Genomic DNA, 21,697 nt, shown 5'->3' on the forward strand with positions numbered 1-21,697 from the left:
AGGGATCATAAAAATAGGGCGTTGATTTTACCGATAAAGCCATTAAAGATCAAGGTAAATGCTGAAATTTGTTTCAGATATCTTACCAATGCTCTCTCTGCTTTATTCATTATAATCCCTAAATAACAAGCGGTAAGTTTAAACAATAAACAGCATATTAGCAGGTAAAATACCCTTCAAAAATATCATATCAACGCCTTATTTCTAACCATTTTAATCAATAACTGGCGTATATTCCCCTTGCACTATCGCCCCTTGAACTCGTTTTGCTTGTTGCAACACTTGTGTGAGTAATGCCTTCACATCATCAAATGTTGCCACAGGATTGAGTAAAGTCATCTTCAGCGCCTGATGATCACCCACTTTTGTTACGCCTATATTCGCTTCCCCTCTTGCAAAAAGCTCATCGGCAACATTTTGATTTAAGCTATCAATTAAATGTTCAGGAAAATTTTTAGGCACGACACGAAATAAGACCGAAGCAAATTGTGGTTCAACTAACATTTCTAAATGTTCTGTCGCTTTAATATAATCAGAGACTTCTTGTGTTAATTTGATACCGTGATCGATCATTGAGCCGTACAGCTTTTCACCTAACGCTTCAATAGTAAACCATAGTTTAAGGGCATCAAAACGGCGTGTAGTCTGTAAAGATTTCGACACTAAATTCGGCACACCGTGTTCTTCATCATATTCAGAATTAAGGTAATCTGCTTTGTAATCAATATAACGATACTCTGTTTCATTTTTAAGTAAAAACGCACCACAAGATATACTTTGAAAGAAATGCTTATGGAAATCTAAGGTAACTGAATCCGCCAATTCAATCCCATCAAGCCAATGCCGATAATCATTAGACAGCAATAATGCACCGCCCCATGCCGCATCAACGTGAACCCACGCATCATATTGTTCAGCAATTTTGCAGATCTGCTTAATCGGATCGATTGCACCCGCATCGGTTGTACCTGCCGTTGCCACAATACACGCAGGAATTTTTCCACCAGCGGTAAGATCCCCAAGTATTTTTTCTAATGCGGCTACGTCCATTTGCCCATTTTCATTACAAGGCACAGTAACAACGGACTGAAATCCCATTCCCATCATCGCCATATTTTTCTGTACAGAGAAATGAGCATTTTCCGAACAGATTACTTTCACTTTTTGCATTGCTTCTGCGGGAATGCCTTCCTTCTGCACAGACCACGGCTTCCCATCTGCCGTCTGCCAATGCTTGGCAATGCAGGCATCACGGGCAAGCAATACCCCCATTAAATTAGATTGCGTTCCACCTGATGTAAAAACCCCCGCCTGCCCTTTTCCGTAGCCTATTTTTTCTCGTAACCATTCAATTAGCTGAACTTCCATCAAAGAACCCGCAGGGCTTTGATCCCACGAGTCCATTGATTGATTAGTCGCATTGATGAGAACTTCCGCAATCTGGCTTGTTACCATTGTCGGGCAATGCAAATGTGCTAACGAGTGAGGGTGGTGAACTTTCAAACTTTTATTTAAAAAGAGTTCAACTAACCGCTCTAATGATTTTTCTATTCCTAAACCTTCTTTTGAAGGGATAAATTCAATCGCAGAACGTAACTGTTTAATCGAACCACCCGTGTACATTTTTTTATTTTTCAACCAGCTACTTACCGCTTTTACCGCCGTTTCCATTGCCATTTCATAATCTTGAATGGCTTGCTGATCATTACACAGCAAGGCTTGTTTATGTTTTGCAAAAGTTGTCATTCTGTATCCTAAATTATTCAGAGGAAAACTGCTTAACCCGCATAGCTATATTACCCGATTTAAGCATTCCTAATTGGGTTAAACAATCAGCCCTTGTCGATTTTGTATTAATTGAATGAAGGCGAGCCTAAATCTCGCCTAGTAAAGTTAAAATTAACGAACCGCTTTTAATGCATCACACACCGCTTGTGAAAAACGCTTAATCATTTCTTCACATTCTGCTTGGGTAATAATTAAAGGACATAAAATACGCACAACATTACCACCCCGTCCGCCTCGTTCTAAAAGCAATTTATGCTGAAAACAGGCTTTTTGAATTTCAGCAGCTAATGCTCCGTCCGCAGGATAAGCACCAAGACGGTCTTGTGGCTGACGTTCATCAACAATTTCAATACCAATCATCAAACCTCTTCCCCGCACATTTCCAATACAGCGGTAGGTTTGTGCCAACTTTTGCAATTCAGCGATTAAAAACTCGCCTCGTTCCTGTGCATTTTGGGCTAAATTCTGCTCTTTCATAATTTTTAATGAAGCATAGCCTGTCGCCATTGCCATTTGATTGCCACGAAATGTTCCCGTATGCCCCGCTGGCTGCCATACATCAATCTCTTTTTTAATCGCCAATACCGCTAAAGGTAAACTGCCTCCAATGGCTTTTGACATCACCACAATATCAGGATCAATACCTGCGTGTTCGTAAGCAAACATTTTCCCTGAACGACAAAAACCTGCTTGTACTTCATCTAAAATCAGCACAATGCCGTGTTTTTTTGTTACTTCTCGAATTTTCTGTAGCCATTTAGCAGGTGCAATTACCACTCCACCTTCACCTTGAATAGCTTCAAGAATCACTGCAGCTGGTTTAACAACACCACTTTCAACATCTTCAATGAAATTCTCAAAATAATAGGTTAATGCGTCCACGCCCGCCTCGCCACCAATGCCTAACGGACAACGATATTCGTGTGGATATGGCATAAACTGTACGCCTGCCATTAAATTCTGAACAGCATTTTTCGCATTGAGGTTTCCTGTCATTGATAATGATCCGTGAGTCATACCGTGGTAGCCTCCCGAAAAAGAGATTACATTTCCTCTGCCTGTATAAGTTTTAGCTAATTTAATCGCAGCTTCTGTTCCATCAGCACCTGATGGGCCACAAAATTGCAAACAGTATTCATTTTTAGGAAAAAATGAGAGTAGCTCTTCACTAAATGCATCTTTTAGTGGTGTGGTTAAATCAAGGGTGTGTAATGGCAATCCACTAGCTAAAACACCTTGAATTGCTTGAATAACCGCAGGGTGGTTATGTCCTAGTGCTAAAGTGCCTGCGCCCGCTAAACAATCGAGATACTCATTACCTTCAACATCAGTAACCCAACAGCCTTGAGCTTTTGCAATCGCAAGCGGTAATTTGCGTGGATAACTACGCACATTCGATTCCATTTCAGTTTGGCGGGTAAGATAATAATCATTGCTGGTTTGGACAGGCATTACTGGGATTTTTGTCATTTTAAGAAAAGACCTTCTATAAGAGGTTAAAAAAATAAGTCGGGTGCCTTACGGAAAGCCTAAGCTTTCTATTTCTAAAGAATAGATGCCTTGGGGCATTTGACTCGCTACTTATTAAAAAAAGCGTTTCAGCTTTTTTGTTTTTGCCCTAAATCCCCTGAAAAGAGGTAGGTTGGAAACAGATCTTAAATATCAAACAATATTTAAGAGAGAGCAATGGTACTTTTTTTCAGTAAAAATAAAAGTATTTTTAGAACAAATAACCTGATTTTATCCATAATTTACAAACAAAAAACCCAGCAAAAGCTGGGTTTTATTTATTCCGAAACAAATTATTTAATTTTTGCTTCTTTATAAAGAACGTGTTTACGCACAACGGGATCAAATTTTTTGATTTCCATTTTTTCTGGCATATTACGTTTATTTTTAGTCGTTGTGTAGAAATGACCAGTTTCAGCAGTTGAAACTAATTTAATTTTCTCACGAGTACCTTTAGCTGCCATCGTTTAGCTCCTTAGATTTTCTCGCCACGAGCACGAATGTCAGCTAATACTGCATCAATGCCTTTCTTATCAATGATACGCATACCTTTAGCTGTTAAGCGTAAAGTTACGAAACGTTTTTCACTCTCAACCCAAAAACGGTGAGTATGAAGATTTGGTAGAAAACGACGTTTAGTCGCATTCATCGCGTGCGAACGGTTGTTACCAACGGTTGGACGCTTGCCTGTTACTTGACAGACTCTAGACATTTGAAATTCTCCAATGATTACTTAAGCTTAAGCTAAATGGTTCGGGTTATCAGCACTAAATTCTACCGACTACCTCGTCAGGTATATCAACCCGACCCACAGACTATTTTAAAGATTGAGAATTATACTGAATTTACCCTGGGCATTCAAGGGGAAATTTGTTCAATTTCACGGTGAAGTTTATCTTCTTCGAATGAAAAATACTCACCTTTTCCTATAATAATATGATCAACTAACCGAATATCCACTAATTCACATGCCATTTCAATCCGCCTCGTCATATAACGATCAGCTTCACTCGGCTTACAAGTTCCCGATGGATGATTATGCGCTACTAAAATAGCAGCAGCATTACATTTCAATGCCGCTTTAATAATTTCTCGAGGGTGAACAGAGGTCTGATTAACTGTACCAAAAAATAACTTTTCCTGACGAAGTAGCCGATGTTGATTATCTAAAAATAGCACCATAAACACCTCACGTTCATCATCTTCCAGCATCGTTTGGAAATACATCACTGCTAAATCAGGTTCATTTATCGTACTATTCATTCGCATTTGCTGAGCTAAATGCCGCTTTGTCATCTCTTTTGTTGCTTGCAACTGGATATATTGTGTTTTACCAAGCCCTTTTACTTGACAAAAATCATCAATATTTGCCATTAACAGCCCTCGCAATGAACCAAAATGTTCCAACACTTGTTCAGCCAAAGTCAAAACAGGCGTACCTTTAATCCCTGTTCGTAAGAAAATTGCAAGTAGCTCTTGATCGCTTAACGACTCAGCTCCCTGAGCCAATAATTTTTCACGAGGCATTTGCTCACAATCATTCGTAGATTGTTGTTTACACATAATTTATCCAATTAACTCATTATTTTAAGTCGAAAGGATAGGAAAAATACGACTGACAAACAAAAGACATTTCATTATTTTACGACAATAATCGCAAAAATAACCGATTGAGAGTGAGCACCTATTTGCGTAGAATAGGGCATCATTTTTCAAATCTAAATTCATATAGGTAGTGAAAGCAATGTTAAGCCATAAAAAAATTGTTATCGGCATTACGGGTGGAATTGCCGCTTATAAAACCATCGAACTAATCCGTCAACTTAAAACTGCGGAAGCTGAGGTTCGTGTTGTGCTAACCCCTGCAGCAGAAGCCTTTGTTACACCTCTTACTCTACAAGCCATTTCAGGCAATGCCGTTGCAACTTCATTACTCGATCCCCAAGCAGAACTCGCAATGGGACACATTGAATTAGCTAAATGGGCTGATTTAATTGTTATTGCCCCTGCCAGTGCCGATTTTATTGCTCGACTACGAGTAGGAATGGGAAATGATCTACTCTCCACCCTTTGTTTAGCAACAACTGCACCAATCTTACTCGCACCAGCAATGAACCAACAAATGTACAAACAACCTGTAGTACAAAAAAATCTGAAAAAATTGCGTAAACAAGGAGTACTAACTGTTGGTCCTAATGATGGCTTTCAAGCTTGTGGCGATATTGGTTCAGGCAGAATGTCCGAACCGAGTGAAATTTTTCACGCTATTCGAGAATATTTTACCCAAACGACCGATCTCAATGACTTAACTGTTACAATTACTGCAGGCCCAACTAGAGAGGCCCTCGACCCTGTGCGCTATATCAGCAACCATAGTTCAGGAAAAATGGGCTTTGCGATTGCCGAGGCCTTTGCCAAACGGGGGGCAAAGGTTACCCTTATTGCAGGTCCAGTAAATTTAGCAACGCCTAAAAATGTAACTCGTGTTGATGTTATTTCAGCGTTAGAAATGGAACAGCAAGCGGTAAGTTTTGCTCAAAAATCTGCCATTTTTATCGGCTGTGCAGCCGTTGCAGATTATCGTGCAGAAATTATCGCCGATCAGAAAATAAAGAAAACCGATAATCAGGAAGAATTAACGCTAAAATTGGTTAAAAATCCCGATATTATCGCTAATATCTCTAATCTTACGCAAAATAGACCTTTTACTGTTGGCTTTGCTGCAGAAACAGAAAACGTTACTGAATATGCCAAAGCAAAACTTCAACGTAAGAAATTAGATCTTATTTGTGCCAATGATGTATCAAACGGAAAAGTGTTTGGTTCAGAGCAAAACAGCTTGCATCTATTTTGGCAACACAGTGAGAAAATCTTGCCGCTTGCAACTAAATCAGAATTAGCCACTACCCTAGTTGAAGAAATTATTAAACAGTATAAACAAGATTAATTTATGTAGCTGATTACGACTAAAACGCATCAGAGAGAAGGCATTTTTCCCAATATACAGAATGCTGTCATATTCGCTTACTGACTAATATGAACATTACGCAAATTGGTATAAATGCGAATCTGAAAGATACTAATTTTATGCACCTATTCATTTTGTTGAGAATCATCAGCTCATCATTAGTTATAATCCAACGGAGTTCGTTGTAACCGAAAATGAAATCGTAGCTCTCTTTGAGCTCTACTACAAATGGGAGTTAGTAAAAACTCAAGAAAATTGGCTAGCTATCCTGTGAAATTCTAAAAACTACTTAAAACGTTCTCTAATCAAATTAGGAAAATAAATATGAAACAAATTGATTTAAAAATTTTAGATAGCCGTATTGGTTCAGAATTTCCCCTGCCGACCTATGCGACCGAAGGGTCTGCTGGGTTAGATTTAAGAGCGCTACTCGAACACCCCCTCACCGTTGAGGCAGGACAAACTGTGTTAATTCCAACAGGGATTTCAGTTTATATTGCCGATCCAAACTTAGCCGCTGTTATTTTACCTCGTTCTGGATTAGGGCATAAAAATGGGATTGTGCTTGGTAATTTAGTCGGACTGATTGATTCTGATTATCAAGGTCCGTTAATGGTTTCTCTATGGAATAGAAGCAACACACCGTTTACCATTGAAATTGGTGATAGAATTGCACAGTTAGTCTTTGTTCCTGTGGTGCAAGCCAACTTTAATATTGTTCAAGAATTTTCTACCACTGAACGAGGTGAAGGCGGTTTCGGTCATTCAGGTAAACAATAATTATACGAATACAAGCGATCATTTTTGGTGATATTTTGCAAGGAGAAAATGTGATAGCCCCGACTATAAAAATGCCTAAAAAATCAGTAAAAGAACGCCGTCAGCAAGTCCTTGAAGTCCTGATCGGGTTGCTCAACTCAGAAGATGGAATGCAACGCATTACCACCGAACGATTAGCGGCTGCCATAGGCGTTTCAGAAGGAGCGTTATACCGCTATTTTCCAAGTAAAACTAAAATGTTTGAAGCTTTAATTGAACAAATAGAGCTAACACTTACTAGCTATATCAATGCCAGTAAACGTAAAGAAAATACGGAAGATGCCGTGAAAGCTATTCTGCAAGCTATCTTGGAATTTGCGCAAAAGAACCCTGGCGTCACCCGCATTTTAACAGGGCACGCTTTAATGTTTGAAGATACCCTGCTCACCCACCGTATTGCAAAATTTTTCGATCGCTTAGAACTACAATTTATCAATTTATTCCAAATGCGAAAATTACGAGAAGGTAAAACATTCCCTGATGAACGGGCAGTAGCAGGCTATTTAGTCAATTTCTGCGAAGGACAGTGTTTACGCTTAGTCCGTTCAAATTTTAGTTTTAATCAACACCATCATTTTGAAAAACAGTGGGCTTTAATTAAGCCTCTTTTCTATTAGGAAATTAGAAAAATATGATTATCCCTTGGCAAGCCCTTGAGCAAGATACTCTTTACAATGTACTGGATTCCTTTATTTTACGAGAAGGCACAGACTATGGCGAACGAGAACTTTCCCTTGAGGAAAAACGCACAAGATTACTGGCACAATTACAGGCAGATAAAGTCGTTATTGTTTGGTCAGAACTTCATCAAAGCCTTGATATTAAAGATAAAAAATCTTTTTTAGGGGAATAGACGGAACTATGTTAAAATTCCGTAAATAAAATGAATACTTTTAATGGATTTCAACACTGTTATGCAAGATGTTTCAATTTCTACTGCTCAACTTGAAAATGTCAGTCCACTTCCTTCGGTTCACGATCCCATTGTTGAATGGTTTCTAAGCCATTGTCATATTCATCGTTACCCAGCAAAATATACGCTCATTAATGCAGGGGAAGAATCCCTTTCATTATTTTATATTGTTAGCGGTTCAGTTTCTGTCTTTATCAAAGATGATGAAGGAAAAGAGATGCTACTTACTAACCTTGGACAAGGTGAGTTTGTCGGTGAAATTGGGTTATTCGAAGATAAAATACAACCTCGAACTGCGTGGGTCCGCACTAAAGGCAACTGTGAAATTGCCGAAATTTCTTATAAAAAATTCAAACAATTAGTTCACCTTAATCCAGATATTTTAATGTATCTTTCCACTCAAATGGCGCGTCGTTTACGAATGACCTCTCGTCAAGTAAGTAACCTTGCTTTTCTAGATGTTACAGGACGAATTGCACAAACTCTGATGAATTTAGCGAAATTACCCGATGCAATGACACATCCAGAAGGAATGCAAATCAAAATTACCCGCCAAGAAATTGGGCAAATGGTTGGCTGTTCTCGTGAAACTGTGGGCAGAATTTTAAAGATGCTGGAAGACGAAGGGTTAATTACCGCTCACGGTAAAACTATTGTTGTTTACGGTACACGATAATAAAAACAAAAGGCGATTAAATCGCCTTTTTTATTGCCTGAAAAACCTGATCTGGCAGAATTTTATCCATTCCATCTGCCTGTAAATAGATCTGATGTTTGCCATAAGCTCCGATCAATTTTGGATCAGTTGCACCATATAAAACCACATTAACTTTATCTAATGCTGCGGTTAAATGGCTTAATCCTGTGTCCACCGAAATAACTCCTTTTGCACCTACAATTTCACTCGCCAGCTCTGTTAATGTAAGTTTCGGTAGCACTCGAATATTTGCACACTGTTGTGCTAACCGTGTTGCTCGCTTAAACTCTTCTAAATTTCCCCAAGGCAAGCGAATTTCTATGTTAAACAAAGCAAGTCGATGAAACAACTCCAGCCAATAATGCTCTTTCCAATGTTTATCTGCTCGGGTTGTAGCGTGAATAGCAATCAAATAAGGGGAACAAGCGGTTAGATCTAATCTATTTTTTGCAAGCCCGTAGTCGCCTATCGTAGTTGGGAGGGGATAGCCTAATGTCATCGAAAACAGTTTACGAATGCGTTCAACAGCGTGCTGTTGATAAGGAATATTAAAGGCTCTATCGTAAAAATAAGTGCTAAATCGTTCTCGTGCACTCTTTTTATCATAACCATATTTAACCCCTTGGGCTAAATGAGTTGCCAACATTGCACTTTTAAGTAAGCCTTGAGCATCAATAACCGCATCATATTTTTCTACTTGCAGTTGCTGTTTGTAGGCTTTCCACGCTTGCCAAGTTTCCCGATGAAATAGCCGCTTACGCCACTCCCGCCAAGCAAAGGGAATAACTTGGTTTACTGCTGAATGCCAACGGGGAATTTCTGCAAAAGCAGGCTCAACTACCCAATCGACCTGCAAATTACTGATTGCATTTTGAGCATCTGTCAAAGCTGGTAATGTATGAATAACATCACCCATCGAAGAGGTTTTAATAACACAAATTTTCATTATAAATGGCTATTTTCTTGATTTTTCAATAACATTTGGAGCTTTTCAAATACCATTGCAGGTGGAATATCAATTAAACTTTGATGATAACCATCTCCCCCTTCTCCTTTGCGAATTTTAATGAGATCTCCCTCAATAAGACGAATAATCACCGCATTATCAGATAACGGTGGCGTATATTGTGGGCTTGTTGGACCATAAAGAGCAACAAGCGGTCGGTTTAACGCAGCTGCGATGTGCATCAGCCCTGAATCATTGCTCACTACAGCAATACAATCAGCCAATAAATCGACCGCTTGATTGAGATCCGTTTGCCCCGCTAGGTTTACACAGTAACGTTGAATATCTTTGGGTAAAGCAAAGCAAATTTTTTCCGCCACTAACTCATCTTTTTTTGAACCAAATAACCGAATACTATATCCCTGTTCAATTAACATTTCTGCTAATTTCGCATAATGATAATCAGGATAACGTTTGGCTGGTCCAAATTCTGCTCCTGGGCAAAAAGCGATAGCTGGACGATTTTCCGCATAATCAAACTGCTTTACAAAATGTATTTTAGTTTGGGTGATCTGCTCCGCATTAACTTGCAAATAGGGATAAATTTTTGGTAATTGAGGCTCAATCGGCACTTTCCCTTGCTCATAAGCTAATGCAATATAACGCTGTACCATCATTGGGTAATCCCGTTTATTGCTACGCAGATCATTAAGCAAACCATAACGCATTTCCCCTTTCCAACCTCGGCGTTGCTTAATTTTAGCAAATAAAGGAATAAAAGCAGATTTCAGCGAATTGGGGAGAATAATCGCCAGATCATATTGATTACGCAAATTTTTACCTAAATCATACCGCTTGCATAGAGCAAAAGAACCGTGTCCAATCGGCATTGAAATTGCTTTACGTACTTCAGGCATTCTATCTAACAACGGACGACACCAATCAGGTGCCATTACATCAATTTGGCAATCGGGATAGTTCACCTTAAGCTGTTGATATAAGGCTTGCGACATCATCATATCACCCACCCAAGACGGAGCAATCACTAAAATATTCATTTCACTTTCCTATTTTCTTATACAGCCAACTGCTAGCGGTTGATTGCTACTATCGCTCAGAATTGCTTGGCCATTAAAACGTTCCAACCAGATCCAACGGATATTGCTATATTTTTTCCCTTTACTTGATACTTTTGGCGACAATTGATAAGACATTTGTTCAAAGCTCACTGTAATCGGGCTATTTTTTTTCTTAGATAAGGGCTGAACACGTACTATTTTTTGTTGCTGACAAACATACTCTCGCACCACTGGTAGCTTTACTCGATCTTGCTTTTCTACTCTGGCCGATTTCACGCTTTGCTTAGGCTCTAGTTCCCCCTCTTTCCCGATACTTTTTTGGACTTGCTCAATCGGAGAAATTGTGGTCATTGTACAAGCTGTTAGCGATAGAACTAACATACACATTCCTACTCTCGGTAATAATTTCATCACTGTCCCTATCAATACTTCAATGCAATACCTAATTTTATTAACAAAAAAAGAGCAACTCTTCGTTGCTCTTTATCACTAATTTTATCTATAAATATAACTACCGCTCTCTTGGCGAATAAACTTACCACCCGAGCCAATACTCATTTCAACAACACGGTTATTTTTATCTAAACGTACGGTCACTCGTTCACCGACTTTTAAATTACTCACAATGCCATTTACTTTGCTCATTGCATTTACATCTGAGATATTCAAGTTATTATCACGGAAAACTTGCATTAATGAAACTCCTTTCGGCACCGTTAATGTCTTACTCGCAACAACTGCTGCAACTTTAGTTGGAGCAGGTATAGCTTTTACAGCAGGGGTTGGAGCTACCGCTTTTACTACCTCTACTGGTTTTCGTACTTCAACAGCTTTAGGCTGTACTGCGTGTACCGTTGGTTTCGGTTGAACATTTTTCGGCTGAACAGCTTGAACAACTTTAGTCGGTTTAGTCACAACTTCTGGCTGATAAATGACACTACCTGCTGTTTCTGGCTTACGCACTACCGTAACCACAGGCTTATGTTCCACAGGTTTAGCTGTCGGTTGTTCAACTGTTGCAGTTTGAGATGTTTGCACTGCTTGTGTTTGAGTATCTGCAACATTTTCCACCGCAGAACTATTTTGTACCGACTGTACAGACTGTTCATTAACATTGGGCTGTACAGCAATTTCAGTAGATTGTTGAGCTTGTTCTTGCAGTGCTTTCGCTTGAGCTTCTGCTCGTTTTGCTTCCTCTTCATCAACAGGGCGGAACTCAATCGGTAAGCTAGATCCTTGCTCTTGCAATGTTTCTACGCTTTCTGGTGTTTTTGGTTTTAATAACACAATCGCAATGCCAACCAACAACAATAAGAGCAGTACAATAATTAAACGACGATATTTTGATGGCACTTTATCAATATTGGTTTTACTCACTTTTGCAGCTGTTGCTGGAATAACTCGCTCAACTGTATTACTATCAACGGCAGGCTCATTTGGAGCTACCGTTTCTTTTTTTTCTTCCGTTTTTAATGGCTCAGTAACCTGATGCTCTTCTGTTACGGGGGCAAAGGTAAAACCACCATTTGTTTTAGCTTTTGTCTCTGGTGAAACGGGTGAAATTGATTCATTTACTGGCATTTTTTCATTAGACATTGTTTGCTCTGCTTTTTCTTCTAAAGTTGATAATACTTGGGCACTGTCAGCTGGACGCTTCATTACAGGGGTAAAGGTGTAATTTGGTGCATTTTTAGTATGCAATGAAAATGCAACTTTTGGCTTTTCTGGCTTTACATTTTCTTCTTCAGCAATTTGATTTGCTTTCTTTTCGGCTTCATTTACCTCATCAGTAGTTGAAACATTAGGCTGGCCAAAAACTGGCTCTTTACGTTGGTTATATGGGTTCATTACACTATTCCAAAAGGGAAATTACAAAAAATCTAATTGTTTATTCTAATGGATTTATTAAATTTCAGCACGATTTTTCTTATTATAATGGTTAATTTTATAGCTGCTAATTATCGCTCGTATTATGACAAAAACAACGCTCAATCATTCCCGACATTGACTAGTTTTTATGATTTTCTCGATCTCTATCGCAAAAATTATTAGCCATTCTTGTAACTCAAAGAGCTAATCTCTATCGTAACTATTGCTATACATTCTTATTTTATTATTCCAAAAAGGAGTTACTATGAAAAATCTTTCAAAAAACATCAGCCAAAATGTAACTAAAATAGGTCTCTCACTACTATTGGGTTTTATATCTACTTTTACCTTAGCAGATGAAAACCTTCAAACCTCACCAGCACAAGCGGTACAACCAGTTGTACAACAACAAACCGTAGTACAAGGGGTAGAACAACCAAAACAAATAGTAGAGCAACCCCAAATAGCACAACCACATCAAGCACATAATGTGGAAAAAACCGCACTACCCCAAAATAATACTGCACTTAACCCTAACTCACTCAATATCAACAACGCTAGTGCGGCGGAAATTCAAGATAAACTCATTGGCATTGGAGCAAAAAAAGCACAAGCCATTGTGGATTATCGAGAGAAAAACGGCAAATTTATCGCTCTTGAGCAACTTACAGAAGTATCCGGTATTGGCAAAGCAACCTTAGAAAAAAATCGAGATCGCATTATTTTAGAATAATCTAACCGCTTGTAACGCTATAACTAGTGCAATACAAGGCTTGGGTAAGCAACATTGTAAACTTGACAGCTTTTGCTATACTTTCGATCTTTAAATACCTATTATCGTAAAAAGGACAACAATGTCATTACAATCTTACCCTCGCCCAAGTTATTGGGAGCGAGTAAAAATTGCTTTTCAATACTTAATGCCACAATTTGGTTTAACTCATCTTGCAGGCTGGCTAGCTGAACGTCAATGGGGTGTAGTTACCCATTTGATCATCAAACTCTTTGCTAAAAAATACCAAGTAAATTTAGCCGAAGCAGAAAAAACAGAAGCGTCCGATTATGCTACATTTAACGAATTTTTTATCCGCCCATTAAAAGCAGATGCTCGTCCAATCAATACAGAGGCTAAAATACTCTGTTTACCCGCAGATGGGCGAGTAAGTGAGCTAGGTACGATTGCACAAGCTCAATTACTACAAGCTAAAGGACATTATTTCAGCCTGGAAACACTATTAGCCAACGATACTAAACTTGCAGAAAAATTTAAAAATGGTGATTTTATCACCACTTACCTTTCACCTCGTGATTATCATCGTGTACATATGCCATGCGATGGGACTTTACGCAAAATGATCTATGTACCTGGTGAGCTATTTTCAGTTAATCCATTTTTAGCTGAACACGTTCCAAACCTATTTGCCCGAAATGAACGGGTTATTTGTGAATTCAATACAGAATTTGGTCCAATGGTTCAAATCTTAGTCGGTGCAACTATCACTGCAAGTATTAGCACCGTATGGGCTGGAGTAATAAATCTGCCTCGTAGTAAAGAAGTAAAAATTTATGAATATCTCACCGAAGGGGAAACTGCTGTGCATCTGAAAAAAGGGCAAGAAATGGGAGCATTCCGTTTAGGTTCGACTGTTATAAATCTATTTCCAGCAAATACGATTACGTTTGATCCACAACTGACCCCTAACGAACCAACTCGAATGGGTGAATGTTTAGCCAAGATCAAATAATTGGATACGAGCTGTTTTGATAGCTCGTATTTTTCTTTATAATCAATGCAAAATTTTGCGACCAATTAACCGCTTACCTTTACTTATGAAAACTAAACTGATTTATTTACCCCTGATTATTTTTTTTGGACTTCTTATCGCATTTCTTATTCAGCTAAAAAATAATGCACAAGGTGATGATCCAAAGGCTCTTGAGTCTGCCTTAATTGGTAAGGCTATACCATCTTTTCAGTTACCTTCACTACTTGACCCACAAAAAACAGTAGATGATAGTTTAGTAAAAGCAGGAAAACCTCGTTTACTCAACGTATGGGCGACTTGGTGCCCAACCTGTATAGCAGAGCACTATTACCTTACTGAGCTTGCAAAACAAGGAGTAGAGATTATTGGTGTTAATTATAAAGATGAGCAAGAAAAGGCCTTAAAATTCTTATCAAACAACAAAAACCCTTATATCAATGTTATTTTTGACCGAAGAGGTTCTCTTGGGCTAGATCTAGGCGTTTATGGTGCACCTGAAACTTTTATTATTGATGGCAATGGTATTATTCACTACCGCTATGCAGGTGATGTAAATGAAAATGTCTGGCAAACTATTTTAAAACCGATTTATGAGAAATTAAAATAAATGAAAAAATGGCTTTTACTTCTACTACTTCCAACGCTAAGTATAGCAACCATTGAACCACAGCAATTCGATAGCCCTCAGCAAGAGGCAGACTATCGAGCATTAATTCAAGAATTACGCTGTCCCCAGTGCCAAAACAACAATATTGCCGACTCTAACGCAACAATTGCCGAAGATATGCGTTATAAAAGTTTAGAACTATTGAAACAAGGAAAAAATAAAGAAGAAGTCATTCACTATATGGTTGAACGATATGGTAATTTTGTTACTTATGATCCGCCAATTACGCCAGCAACCATTTTTCTTTGGTTAATGCCATTGTTGCTTATCAGTATAGGGATTTTAATTATGGCTAGCCGCCGAAAATTAGCTACTCAAGCTAAAAATTCCTCACCAAAAACAATAAATAATCTCGATCATACTCGCCTTCAACAAATTTTGAACGAGCAAGGCAATAAGGACAAATAATGAAATTTTGGATAATTTTAGCTTTCATCACTCTAATAATTAGCTGTATAGCATTCTATCCTCTACTGAAAAAAAATCTGCATATTAACAACCAAAAACGAGATAAATTAAATAAAGCTTTCTATTTCAACCGCTTGCAAGAAGTTGAACGAGAGGCGAATGAGGGGATAATTGACGATCCAGAACAGACAAAATTAGAACTACAACAAAGCCTTTTGGAAGATATTCCAACGGATAACGAACTCTCCCTTTCTCACAAAAATTCTCTCGGTAAAATTTGGTTTATTGGTTTACTCCTTACCCTTGGTACAGTAAGTACAGCCGTTTATCTAAACGTTGGATCTTGGTTTGTTGGCACAATGGTAGAAAATAATCATAAAAAATTAGACTATTTCTACGAGCGGCTTAAGAATGAAGAGAATGAACCACTTTCTTCCGAAGAAATCAATCAATTCGCTATTGCATTACGTGTAGAATTACAATCTCGCCCACAAGATGATAGTGCGTGGTTCTTACTAGGACAAATCGGAATGGCGACAGAAAATTTCTCAATGGCACTAGAAAGTTATGCTAAAGCCACTGAAATCAAACCTAATAACCTACTATATAAACAAAAATATGCCGAAATGCTTATGTCATCTAATGATCCTAAAGACAAAATGGCTGGTGAAAAAATTATCTTTACAATAATCAACCAAGATCCAAGCAATCTCGGGGCATTACGATTACTCGCTTTTTCACAATTTGAAAAGGGCGAATTTGAAATGGCAGCCAAAACGTGGGAAATGATGCTCAAACTATTACCCGAGAATGACTCAAGCAGAACAGTTATTGAACGTAGTATTCAATCGGCTTTATCACTGATGAAAGCTCAACACAGTAGTCCACCAGTGCAACCTTCCCCTTTACCGAAACAACCATAAGAAATCGCTTTAAGCTATTTTAATAGCGGTGAGATAAACACAATTTTTTACATTAAAAATAAAAGGGCTGATTAATATCAGCCTTTTTATTTATGTTTATTAAACCTTCTCTAAAAGAGTAAAATCACCAATGCAAGCGCTGTACCAGCGGCAATTATCCAACGACCTTGTGTAAATAATTTCGATCTTAGTGGGAACATTAAAAACGCACTTAATGCAAAAAATAGTAAACAGAAACCGAATAATGTTCTCAACCACGCATAACGATAAGTTGAATTACCTTTATGTAGATCAACTAATGTTTGTAGCCATTTTGGGTAGGACAACAACGTATAATTAGCCATACGAGAAGCTTTGTTATAAGTTCCTTGCTCAAAATAAACCAAATCTCCCTCAGTTTTTAAAATCTTAAATTCTTTAATTTTTAACGCCTTTCCTAGATCTGTTTTACCTAAATCAATCGCTTCAGCTTGCTCCACAGACAATGCTTTTTCTATATGAACAGGATATTTAAACAAATTAATATCCCGATAAATCAATATCATTCCACTAATTGAATACATTGCCATAATCACTAAAAGAAAAAAACCTAAATAACGATGAACCTTGCGTACAACAGTATTGATCTGATTTTCCATTTCTACGTCCTCTCACAAAATATTAAAAAATAAGTAATGCGTATCATTCTTATCAATTTAAGATTGCCTATTATACGAAATTTATCAGACGAATAACTATCATTTTTAAAAGTCAGACCATTAGGAAAGGGAAGTAAAAGAAAGGAAATACAGTGAAATATAGAACAATAGCCGCATAAAGAATCGGCACGCTAATCACCAAATTTTGTGGGCGGACAAAATAATTGTGAACTAAAATGAATGAAACATGTATTTTTTCTAGGGCAATTCCAAATAAGTGACAAAATATATATAAACTAGTAAAGGCATCACAAGTTAGTATATAGTTTATAAAGTAACAAAATAGTTTTAAACTATCATCTGCTTTCTCTATTTAAAAATAGAGTAGTCATAATTTCTACTCTGCATAGGATTAAAATTGAAACCAAGCCATTTTTTCTCAGTCTCTAGCTCAACCTTCCCCTCCTAAACCGTCTCCTCAACACTTCTCATTAATGAAGAAAACTGTTCATTATCTTGTTTGAGTCGCTCAATTATTTGTTTGGCGGCAATTTGCATCTCTGGCACTTCCATAGGGGATGCCCCCTCTCAAATACTCCTGAGAGGTGAGAATACTCATTGTTAATCCTGTCAATTAAGACAGCAGGAATACTATCTTCACCCAAAAATGCACTTAGGGTTTTTAGCGTCATACCTTGATCAGGATATCTATAATAGAGAAAAATCTCGAAAAACTTCCTCGCATTGTTTGCAAAATTATAAAAGGTCACATAGTTGGTATCATCGATAGTATCAAGAGAGGCACATTTACAGATCTGATGGAATAGGTAGTTAAACTCGGTCACATAATCTTTTAAGTTCGAAGGCATGGCCTGTAAGGAAGATTTTTTATCTTGTCTAGCCACAATAAAGTAAGCTTTCTGATATTTTTTCACCTTGCCGCCTTCGGGAGTAAAATAATTACCTTCCAGCCTCTTTAGATATTTCAAGAAATCAAGGTTGTGTGTTGATACAAACAGTTGTGCAAACTTACCCTTCTCGACCACTTCCGCATTTAATAGGCTATAAATAAAGAAAATATGGTTGCCATCGAGCGAGGAGATGGGATCATCAATCCAAATAATGGGTTTTGAGTCTTTGGTTGCGATATCATCCAACTTGGCCAAAAAGTAGCAAAATGCCAGCAAGCTGCATTCACCTTCACTAAGGTGATAAGCTTTCTTACCGTCACGGAGCACTTCAAACCGAATACGTTTTACATCTTGCGTTGGCCCCTCACCCTTTTTAGCCTCCAGTGTCAAAAATTGATGCCCGAAAAAATTATTTAGATATTCATTTACCTTTTTAGCCCCTTTTTCTTCATCATTCAGTTCACGTTTCTTAGCCATAACTTGTGCTTGTTGAGCCTCGTCTCTTTTTTGCTGTAAGGCTTCAATTGAATTGAGTTGTGTTTGGTAATCAATCGTAAGCAAATACTCAGCGACCTCTTTCAATCGCAAGTTGGCTTTGGCCTTGGTTTGTTCGCCAGCTAATGAGCTGCTAAATAACTCTGATTGGGCGCAAAGGTCACTATACTCCTGCCAAATTTGCATTAGATTCGCTGTACCATCAGCGGGGCTCTCATAGTCTTTAACGTTTAAAATATCACCTTTTCGCGCCCTCAGCTGCTTGGCTAAATTACCTAAAGCAAATTGATAGTCTTTGATTGCTGCTTTTAACCTTAAATCCAAGGCGGTTAGTTGTGAGTGAAACTTGGAATAAAAAACAGATTGATCAATGGTAAGTGCGTCATGAACTCTTTGATTCTCGGTTTCTATCTTAGCAAGTAACGCATCAATTGACTTTTCTAATAGCTCAGATTCTACATCAAAGTGCTTATCAAGCTCAGCCCATCGTTCAGCCGAAATTTCATTGTCGCAAAATGCGCACTTTTCATGCTTATTTCGATGATTAGTACGACCTTCATTAACCCAACGGTTAAGCACTGCATCTTTTACTAATTCCTGAATTTTGTCAGACTCACTGATGGGCTTGGTTATTAGCGTTTCAACTTGTTGTGCCAAGCTCAAAAAACTTAGCTGAGGTGAATAAAATTTAGGTATTGCAAGCAAAACCCTTTCATCAATCAGCTTTTCGTGCTCGCTCACTTGCTCTGATGTTAACTGCTGAAAATCAGGGCTACTAACAGTTGTGATATCGGTCTTTAATTTGGTAATGGTATAATTTTGGTCACCAAAACGTTCAGGCTTATATTTAATACCAATATCTCTATTAGTCGCTTTATCACTCAATTGCTTTTCTAGATTATCCTTTAACTGATTATAGGATCCTAAAGCATCATGATATTCATCAGCGGCCTGTTTTTTATCTGCAAACAGACCAGTTTCCTGACCTTCAACATTAGAGCCCAACTCCACTTCAAGAATTTTAATCTCTTGTTCAATCTTATTATTGTCATCACCTAAAATAGCAAGTGGTTCAATACTGTCATCTGGATTGGTGATAAATCGAAGGTTATCTCTAATAAAGTCTTCGTTGAAGACACGAATATTCTTGCTATTGCTGGATAAGGATGCCAGTGTCACGACTGATTTATCAGTAAATTTCAGTTCAAATGAAGGCCCCCATATTTATCTGATAAATAACCAGTCTCTAGAGCACGGATAATGCGGGATAGAGTAGTCTTCCCAGAATAGTTACGACCATAGATAATATTAATATCAACAAAGTTTTGAACGGAACCACCATTATTTCTTACTTCGGAATCCCAATTGAAATCATCAAATACACCAAGCTTCTTAATATACGGAATATTCTTTATCATCGTAAACAAATCTCCTCTCTGCCATCATCTCAACATAAAGTACCTTTATGCATGAATCTCAAATATGACAGCTTTAAAACTATTATTCATATAAACACCGTATTAATAATTAGTATCTCGATATTAAAGAGCTTATAACTCGTTATCCATACATGGGCGAAGGTAATTCAGGATATGCCCTATATATATGAAGAAATACCCGCTCAGTAATATCTGAAATTTCATCCTCTTCATATTTCTCAATGGGTAATCCTGTTCTTTCATCATAAAGAAAGTCAAATATCTGTTGCTTAACAGCATCGCACGTTGATTCTTTTTATTGCCAGTTCGCAATTTTTAACCGCTCTGTCTTAAGCTTTTCTAATAATATAATGGCAATTTTTTTATCCTAGAAATATCTTTTGGCTGCAAATCAGACTTACTAAGGAGATCAAATAATACTAAAGACTCCTCATCTAGGCCTTCCCTGATTGAACGTTTCTCTTCATGGGAGAGAGCTTCATTCAATTTTAATAAGGCTTCAAAAGTCTTCTCAATAACTATACGATCCTTTTCTTGATTATATTCCTTAACCAACTTTTCGTAGTGCTCTTGATAATCGATACGTAATGGGTTTTGCATCATAAGCCGGACTAATCTCTTCTCAACCACTGTTTTAAGCGATTGTACCGTTGTATTCTTTCGTTCCGATCGAGCGAACTCTTGACGAAGCCGTTCGAAATCAATCTGGCTAATATCATAGATTCGACCATCATCTAGTTTTGGCTCTTTAGTCTTATATGTTGTAGTATCAATACTAGCATCAACTATCTCATACAGATCTTTCATAATACCTGAAATATCAGCTTTATACCTGAAATATCAGCTTTCTCTTTATCCGCCTGCAAACTTTTATAGAGGATGTTAATTGCATCACGTAAATCACGATAATCATTAATACCTACCGCATTAATACAGGCTTTAAACTTATTAAATACTTCTCGGGTCATTATCTCAAAACGTTTCCTCGTTTCATCATTTTGATTAATAATTTCTTTGGCCTGAGCGATCACTGCATTCTTGGCAAAGCCTATTTCTGTAATAATCTGGCTTAACTCACAATCATGCTTGCGTAAAAACTCAACAACAAAACCAATAGATTCATTTAGATCCTCTAGTAATTCTACCTTAGGCTTTGCAGGCATACTCTCACCTTCACCGCCACCGTGCCCCTCATCACCAGCTCCGGCAAAAGTTGCTAAGGCTTTACGTAGATTTTTTAATATGCCACAGTAGTCCACAACCAGCCCATTATTCTTTCCTTCTGATATTCGGTTTGCTCTAGCAATAGCCTGCATCAAGGTATGGGCCTTCAATGGCTTATCTAAATAAAGAGTAGACAATGTTGGTACATCAAATCCAGTTAACTACATAGCACACACTACAGCTACTCTAAATGGATGTTCACTAGATTTAAACGCATCTTCCATATTCAACCGAGAACCATCAGCAAGTTCAAACCCTTCCTTGAGCAACTGTCTATGAGGTTTAATATCTAGCCCCCATTTTTCGAACTTAGCAATTTCTCCTTGTTCCTCACTGACTACAACAGCCATCCGAGATTCTTTCATCCATGTTAGTTGACGCTCTCGCCAAGCTAAGTCCTGTTCATCAATTGCCAACATAAGCTCTTTTTCTTTAACTTTTATATCTTGTTGCCAGTAAAGTTCTATCAATTTGTACATACGCACGCAAGTAATTTTGTCAAGGCATACAAACATAGCTTTACCCGTTTCCCATGCATTAGAATAGTGTGCCACAAAATCACGGGCAATATGATCTAGCCTACTCGTTGCTGTAATGATGTGATAATCACGCTTTAGTTCTCTCTCCAATCTCTGCTG

General features: G+C 37.9%; 24 protein-coding genes and 1 pseudogene. 10 read left to right on the top strand and 15 right to left on the bottom strand.

The features are described 5' to 3' along the window. Nucleotides 1-213: 213 nt before the first annotated feature. From A6B43_RS03345 to radC, 5 genes are all read right to left on the bottom strand, one after another. Nucleotides 214-1,746: a pyridoxal phosphate-dependent decarboxylase family protein gene (locus A6B43_RS03345; protein ID WP_124211578.1), complete on the bottom strand. Its 1,533-nt coding sequence runs from the start codon at nucleotides 1,744-1,746 to the stop codon at nucleotides 214-216. A 153-nt stretch (nucleotides 1,747-1,899) separates the two neighbouring features. Continuing rightward, complete coding sequence (locus A6B43_RS03350; protein ID WP_124211579.1) at nucleotides 1,900-3,258, bottom strand: diaminobutyrate--2-oxoglutarate transaminase; 1,359 nt, start codon at nucleotides 3,256-3,258, stop codon at nucleotides 1,900-1,902. 332 nt (nucleotides 3,259-3,590) lie between these two features. Further along, a complete protein-coding gene (gene rpmG / locus A6B43_RS03355; RefSeq protein WP_124211580.1) occupies nucleotides 3,591-3,761 on the bottom strand; it encodes a 50S ribosomal protein L33 in 171 nt (56 codons plus the stop codon). An 11-nt stretch (nucleotides 3,762-3,772) separates the two neighbouring features. Continuing rightward, on the bottom strand, nucleotides 3,773-4,009 hold the full coding sequence (rpmB, locus tag A6B43_RS03360) for a 50S ribosomal protein L28 (protein ID WP_124211581.1): 237 nt from the start codon (nucleotides 4,007-4,009) through the stop codon (nucleotides 3,773-3,775). Nucleotides 4,010-4,155: 146 nt separating this feature from the next. After that, the gene (radC, locus tag A6B43_RS03365) at nucleotides 4,156-4,860 is read right to left on the bottom strand and encodes a RadC family protein (RefSeq protein ID WP_176672526.1); all 705 of its coding nucleotides are present in this window, start codon (nucleotides 4,858-4,860) and stop codon (nucleotides 4,156-4,158) included. Nucleotides 4,861-5,041: 181 nt separating this feature from the next. On the opposite strand from radC, the gene coaBC reads away from it, so the two are divergent. The 5 genes from coaBC (at nucleotide 5,042) to crp (ending at nucleotide 8,673) form a co-directional block, all read left to right on the top strand. After that, entirely contained in the window at nucleotides 5,042-6,244 is a 1,203-nt protein-coding gene (gene coaBC / locus A6B43_RS03370; RefSeq protein WP_124211582.1) for a bifunctional phosphopantothenoylcysteine decarboxylase/phosphopantothenate--cysteine ligase CoaBC, read from the top strand. Between the two features lie 345 nt (nucleotides 6,245-6,589). Further along, nucleotides 6,590-7,045 (top strand): dUTP diphosphatase, encoded by a 456-nt coding sequence (gene dut, locus A6B43_RS03375; protein WP_124211583.1) that lies wholly within the window; start codon nucleotides 6,590-6,592, stop codon nucleotides 7,043-7,045. A gap of 50 nt (nucleotides 7,046-7,095) precedes the next feature. Then, nucleotides 7,096-7,701, top strand: coding sequence for a nucleoid occlusion factor SlmA (gene slmA / locus A6B43_RS03380; RefSeq protein ID WP_124211584.1), 606 nt, complete (start codon nucleotides 7,096-7,098; stop codon nucleotides 7,699-7,701). A 14-nt stretch (nucleotides 7,702-7,715) separates the two neighbouring features. Further along, entirely contained in the window at nucleotides 7,716-7,937 is a 222-nt protein-coding gene (locus A6B43_RS03385) for a YheU family protein (protein ID WP_124211585.1), read from the top strand. A gap of 61 nt (nucleotides 7,938-7,998) precedes the next feature. After that, entirely contained in the window at nucleotides 7,999-8,673 is a 675-nt protein-coding gene (gene crp, locus A6B43_RS03390; RefSeq protein WP_124211622.1) for a cAMP-activated global transcriptional regulator CRP, read from the top strand. Nucleotides 8,674-8,689: 16 nt separating this feature from the next. Here the strand turns inward: crp and rfaC are convergent, their stop codons facing one another. The 4 genes from rfaC to A6B43_RS03410 all read right to left on the bottom strand — a co-directional run bounded on the left by rfaC (nucleotide 8,690) and on the right by A6B43_RS03410 (nucleotide 12,567). Further along, a complete protein-coding gene (rfaC, locus tag A6B43_RS03395; RefSeq protein ID WP_124211586.1) occupies nucleotides 8,690-9,640 on the bottom strand; it encodes a lipopolysaccharide heptosyltransferase RfaC in 951 nt (316 codons plus the stop codon). Beyond that, nucleotides 9,640-10,698 carry a lipopolysaccharide heptosyltransferase II gene (waaF, locus tag A6B43_RS03400; RefSeq protein ID WP_124211587.1) on the bottom strand — a complete coding sequence of 353 codons (1,059 nt, stop codon included), beginning with the start codon at nucleotides 10,696-10,698 and terminating at the stop codon, nucleotides 9,640-9,642. The genes rfaC and waaF overlap by 1 nt, the downstream gene beginning before the upstream one ends. 9 nt (nucleotides 10,699-10,707) lie before the next feature. After that, nucleotides 10,708-11,130 carry an MliC family protein gene (locus tag A6B43_RS03405; protein WP_124211588.1) on the bottom strand — a complete coding sequence of 141 codons (423 nt, stop codon included), beginning with the start codon at nucleotides 11,128-11,130 and terminating at the stop codon, nucleotides 10,708-10,710. Nucleotides 11,131-11,214: 84 nt separating this feature from the next. Beyond that, nucleotides 11,215-12,567, bottom strand: coding sequence for a LysM-like peptidoglycan-binding domain-containing protein (locus tag A6B43_RS03410; RefSeq protein ID WP_124211589.1), 1,353 nt, complete (start codon nucleotides 12,565-12,567; stop codon nucleotides 11,215-11,217). A 484-nt stretch (nucleotides 12,568-13,051) separates the two neighbouring features. Between A6B43_RS03410 and A6B43_RS08900 the strand changes: the two genes are divergently transcribed. From A6B43_RS08900 to ccmI, 5 genes are all read left to right on the top strand, one after another. Further along, nucleotides 13,052-13,321, top strand: coding sequence for a ComEA family DNA-binding protein (locus A6B43_RS08900; RefSeq protein WP_418902980.1), 270 nt, complete (start codon nucleotides 13,052-13,054; stop codon nucleotides 13,319-13,321). 121 nt (nucleotides 13,322-13,442) lie between these two features. Continuing rightward, nucleotides 13,443-14,333 (top strand): archaetidylserine decarboxylase, encoded by an 891-nt coding sequence (gene asd, locus A6B43_RS03420; protein ID WP_124211590.1) that lies wholly within the window; start codon nucleotides 13,443-13,445, stop codon nucleotides 14,331-14,333. A gap of 85 nt (nucleotides 14,334-14,418) precedes the next feature. Continuing rightward, complete coding sequence (locus A6B43_RS03425; RefSeq protein ID WP_124211624.1) at nucleotides 14,419-14,961, top strand: DsbE family thiol:disulfide interchange protein; 543 nt, start codon at nucleotides 14,419-14,421, stop codon at nucleotides 14,959-14,961. Beyond that, a complete protein-coding gene (locus A6B43_RS03430) occupies nucleotides 14,962-15,429 on the top strand; it encodes a cytochrome c-type biogenesis protein (protein WP_124211591.1) in 468 nt (155 codons plus the stop codon). After that, nucleotides 15,429-16,352, top strand: a complete 924-nt coding sequence (gene ccmI / locus A6B43_RS03435; protein ID WP_124211592.1) for a c-type cytochrome biogenesis protein CcmI — start codon at nucleotides 15,429-15,431, stop codon at nucleotides 16,350-16,352. The genes A6B43_RS03430 and ccmI overlap by 1 nt, the downstream gene beginning before the upstream one ends. 110 nt (nucleotides 16,353-16,462) lie before the next feature. Here the strand turns inward: ccmI and A6B43_RS03440 are convergent, their stop codons facing one another. From A6B43_RS03440 to A6B43_RS08800, 6 genes and pseudogenes are all read right to left on the bottom strand, one after another. Beyond that, entirely contained in the window at nucleotides 16,463-16,990 is a 528-nt protein-coding gene (locus A6B43_RS03440) for a PepSY domain-containing protein (RefSeq protein ID WP_124211593.1), read from the bottom strand. 533 nt (nucleotides 16,991-17,523) lie between these two features. Beyond that, nucleotides 17,524-19,575, bottom strand: a complete 2,052-nt coding sequence (locus A6B43_RS03445; RefSeq protein ID WP_211329687.1) for an AAA family ATPase — start codon at nucleotides 19,573-19,575, stop codon at nucleotides 17,524-17,526. A 20-nt stretch (nucleotides 19,576-19,595) separates the two neighbouring features. Beyond that, a complete protein-coding gene (locus tag A6B43_RS08785; RefSeq protein WP_211329688.1) occupies nucleotides 19,596-19,814 on the bottom strand; it encodes an AAA family ATPase in 219 nt (72 codons plus the stop codon). Nucleotides 19,815-20,174: 360 nt separating this feature from the next. Continuing rightward, entirely contained in the window at nucleotides 20,175-20,642 is a 468-nt protein-coding gene (locus A6B43_RS08790; RefSeq protein WP_211329689.1) for a type I restriction enzyme endonuclease domain-containing protein, read from the bottom strand. Beyond that, nucleotides 20,639-21,208 (bottom strand): annotated as a pseudogene (locus A6B43_RS08795) (type I restriction enzyme subunit R domain-containing protein); the annotation flags it as partial. The pseudogene A6B43_RS08795 and the gene A6B43_RS08790, both read right to left, overlap by 4 nt. Before the next feature lie 12 nt (nucleotides 21,209-21,220). Continuing rightward, complete coding sequence (locus A6B43_RS08800; protein ID WP_211329691.1) at nucleotides 21,221-21,688, bottom strand: hypothetical protein; 468 nt, start codon at nucleotides 21,686-21,688, stop codon at nucleotides 21,221-21,223. Between the last annotated feature and the right edge of the window lie 9 nt (nucleotides 21,689-21,697).

This window comes from Vespertiliibacter pulmonis (genome assembly GCF_013377275.1).
Classification (GTDB): Bacteria; Pseudomonadota; Gammaproteobacteria; order Enterobacterales; family Pasteurellaceae; genus Vespertiliibacter; species Vespertiliibacter pulmonis.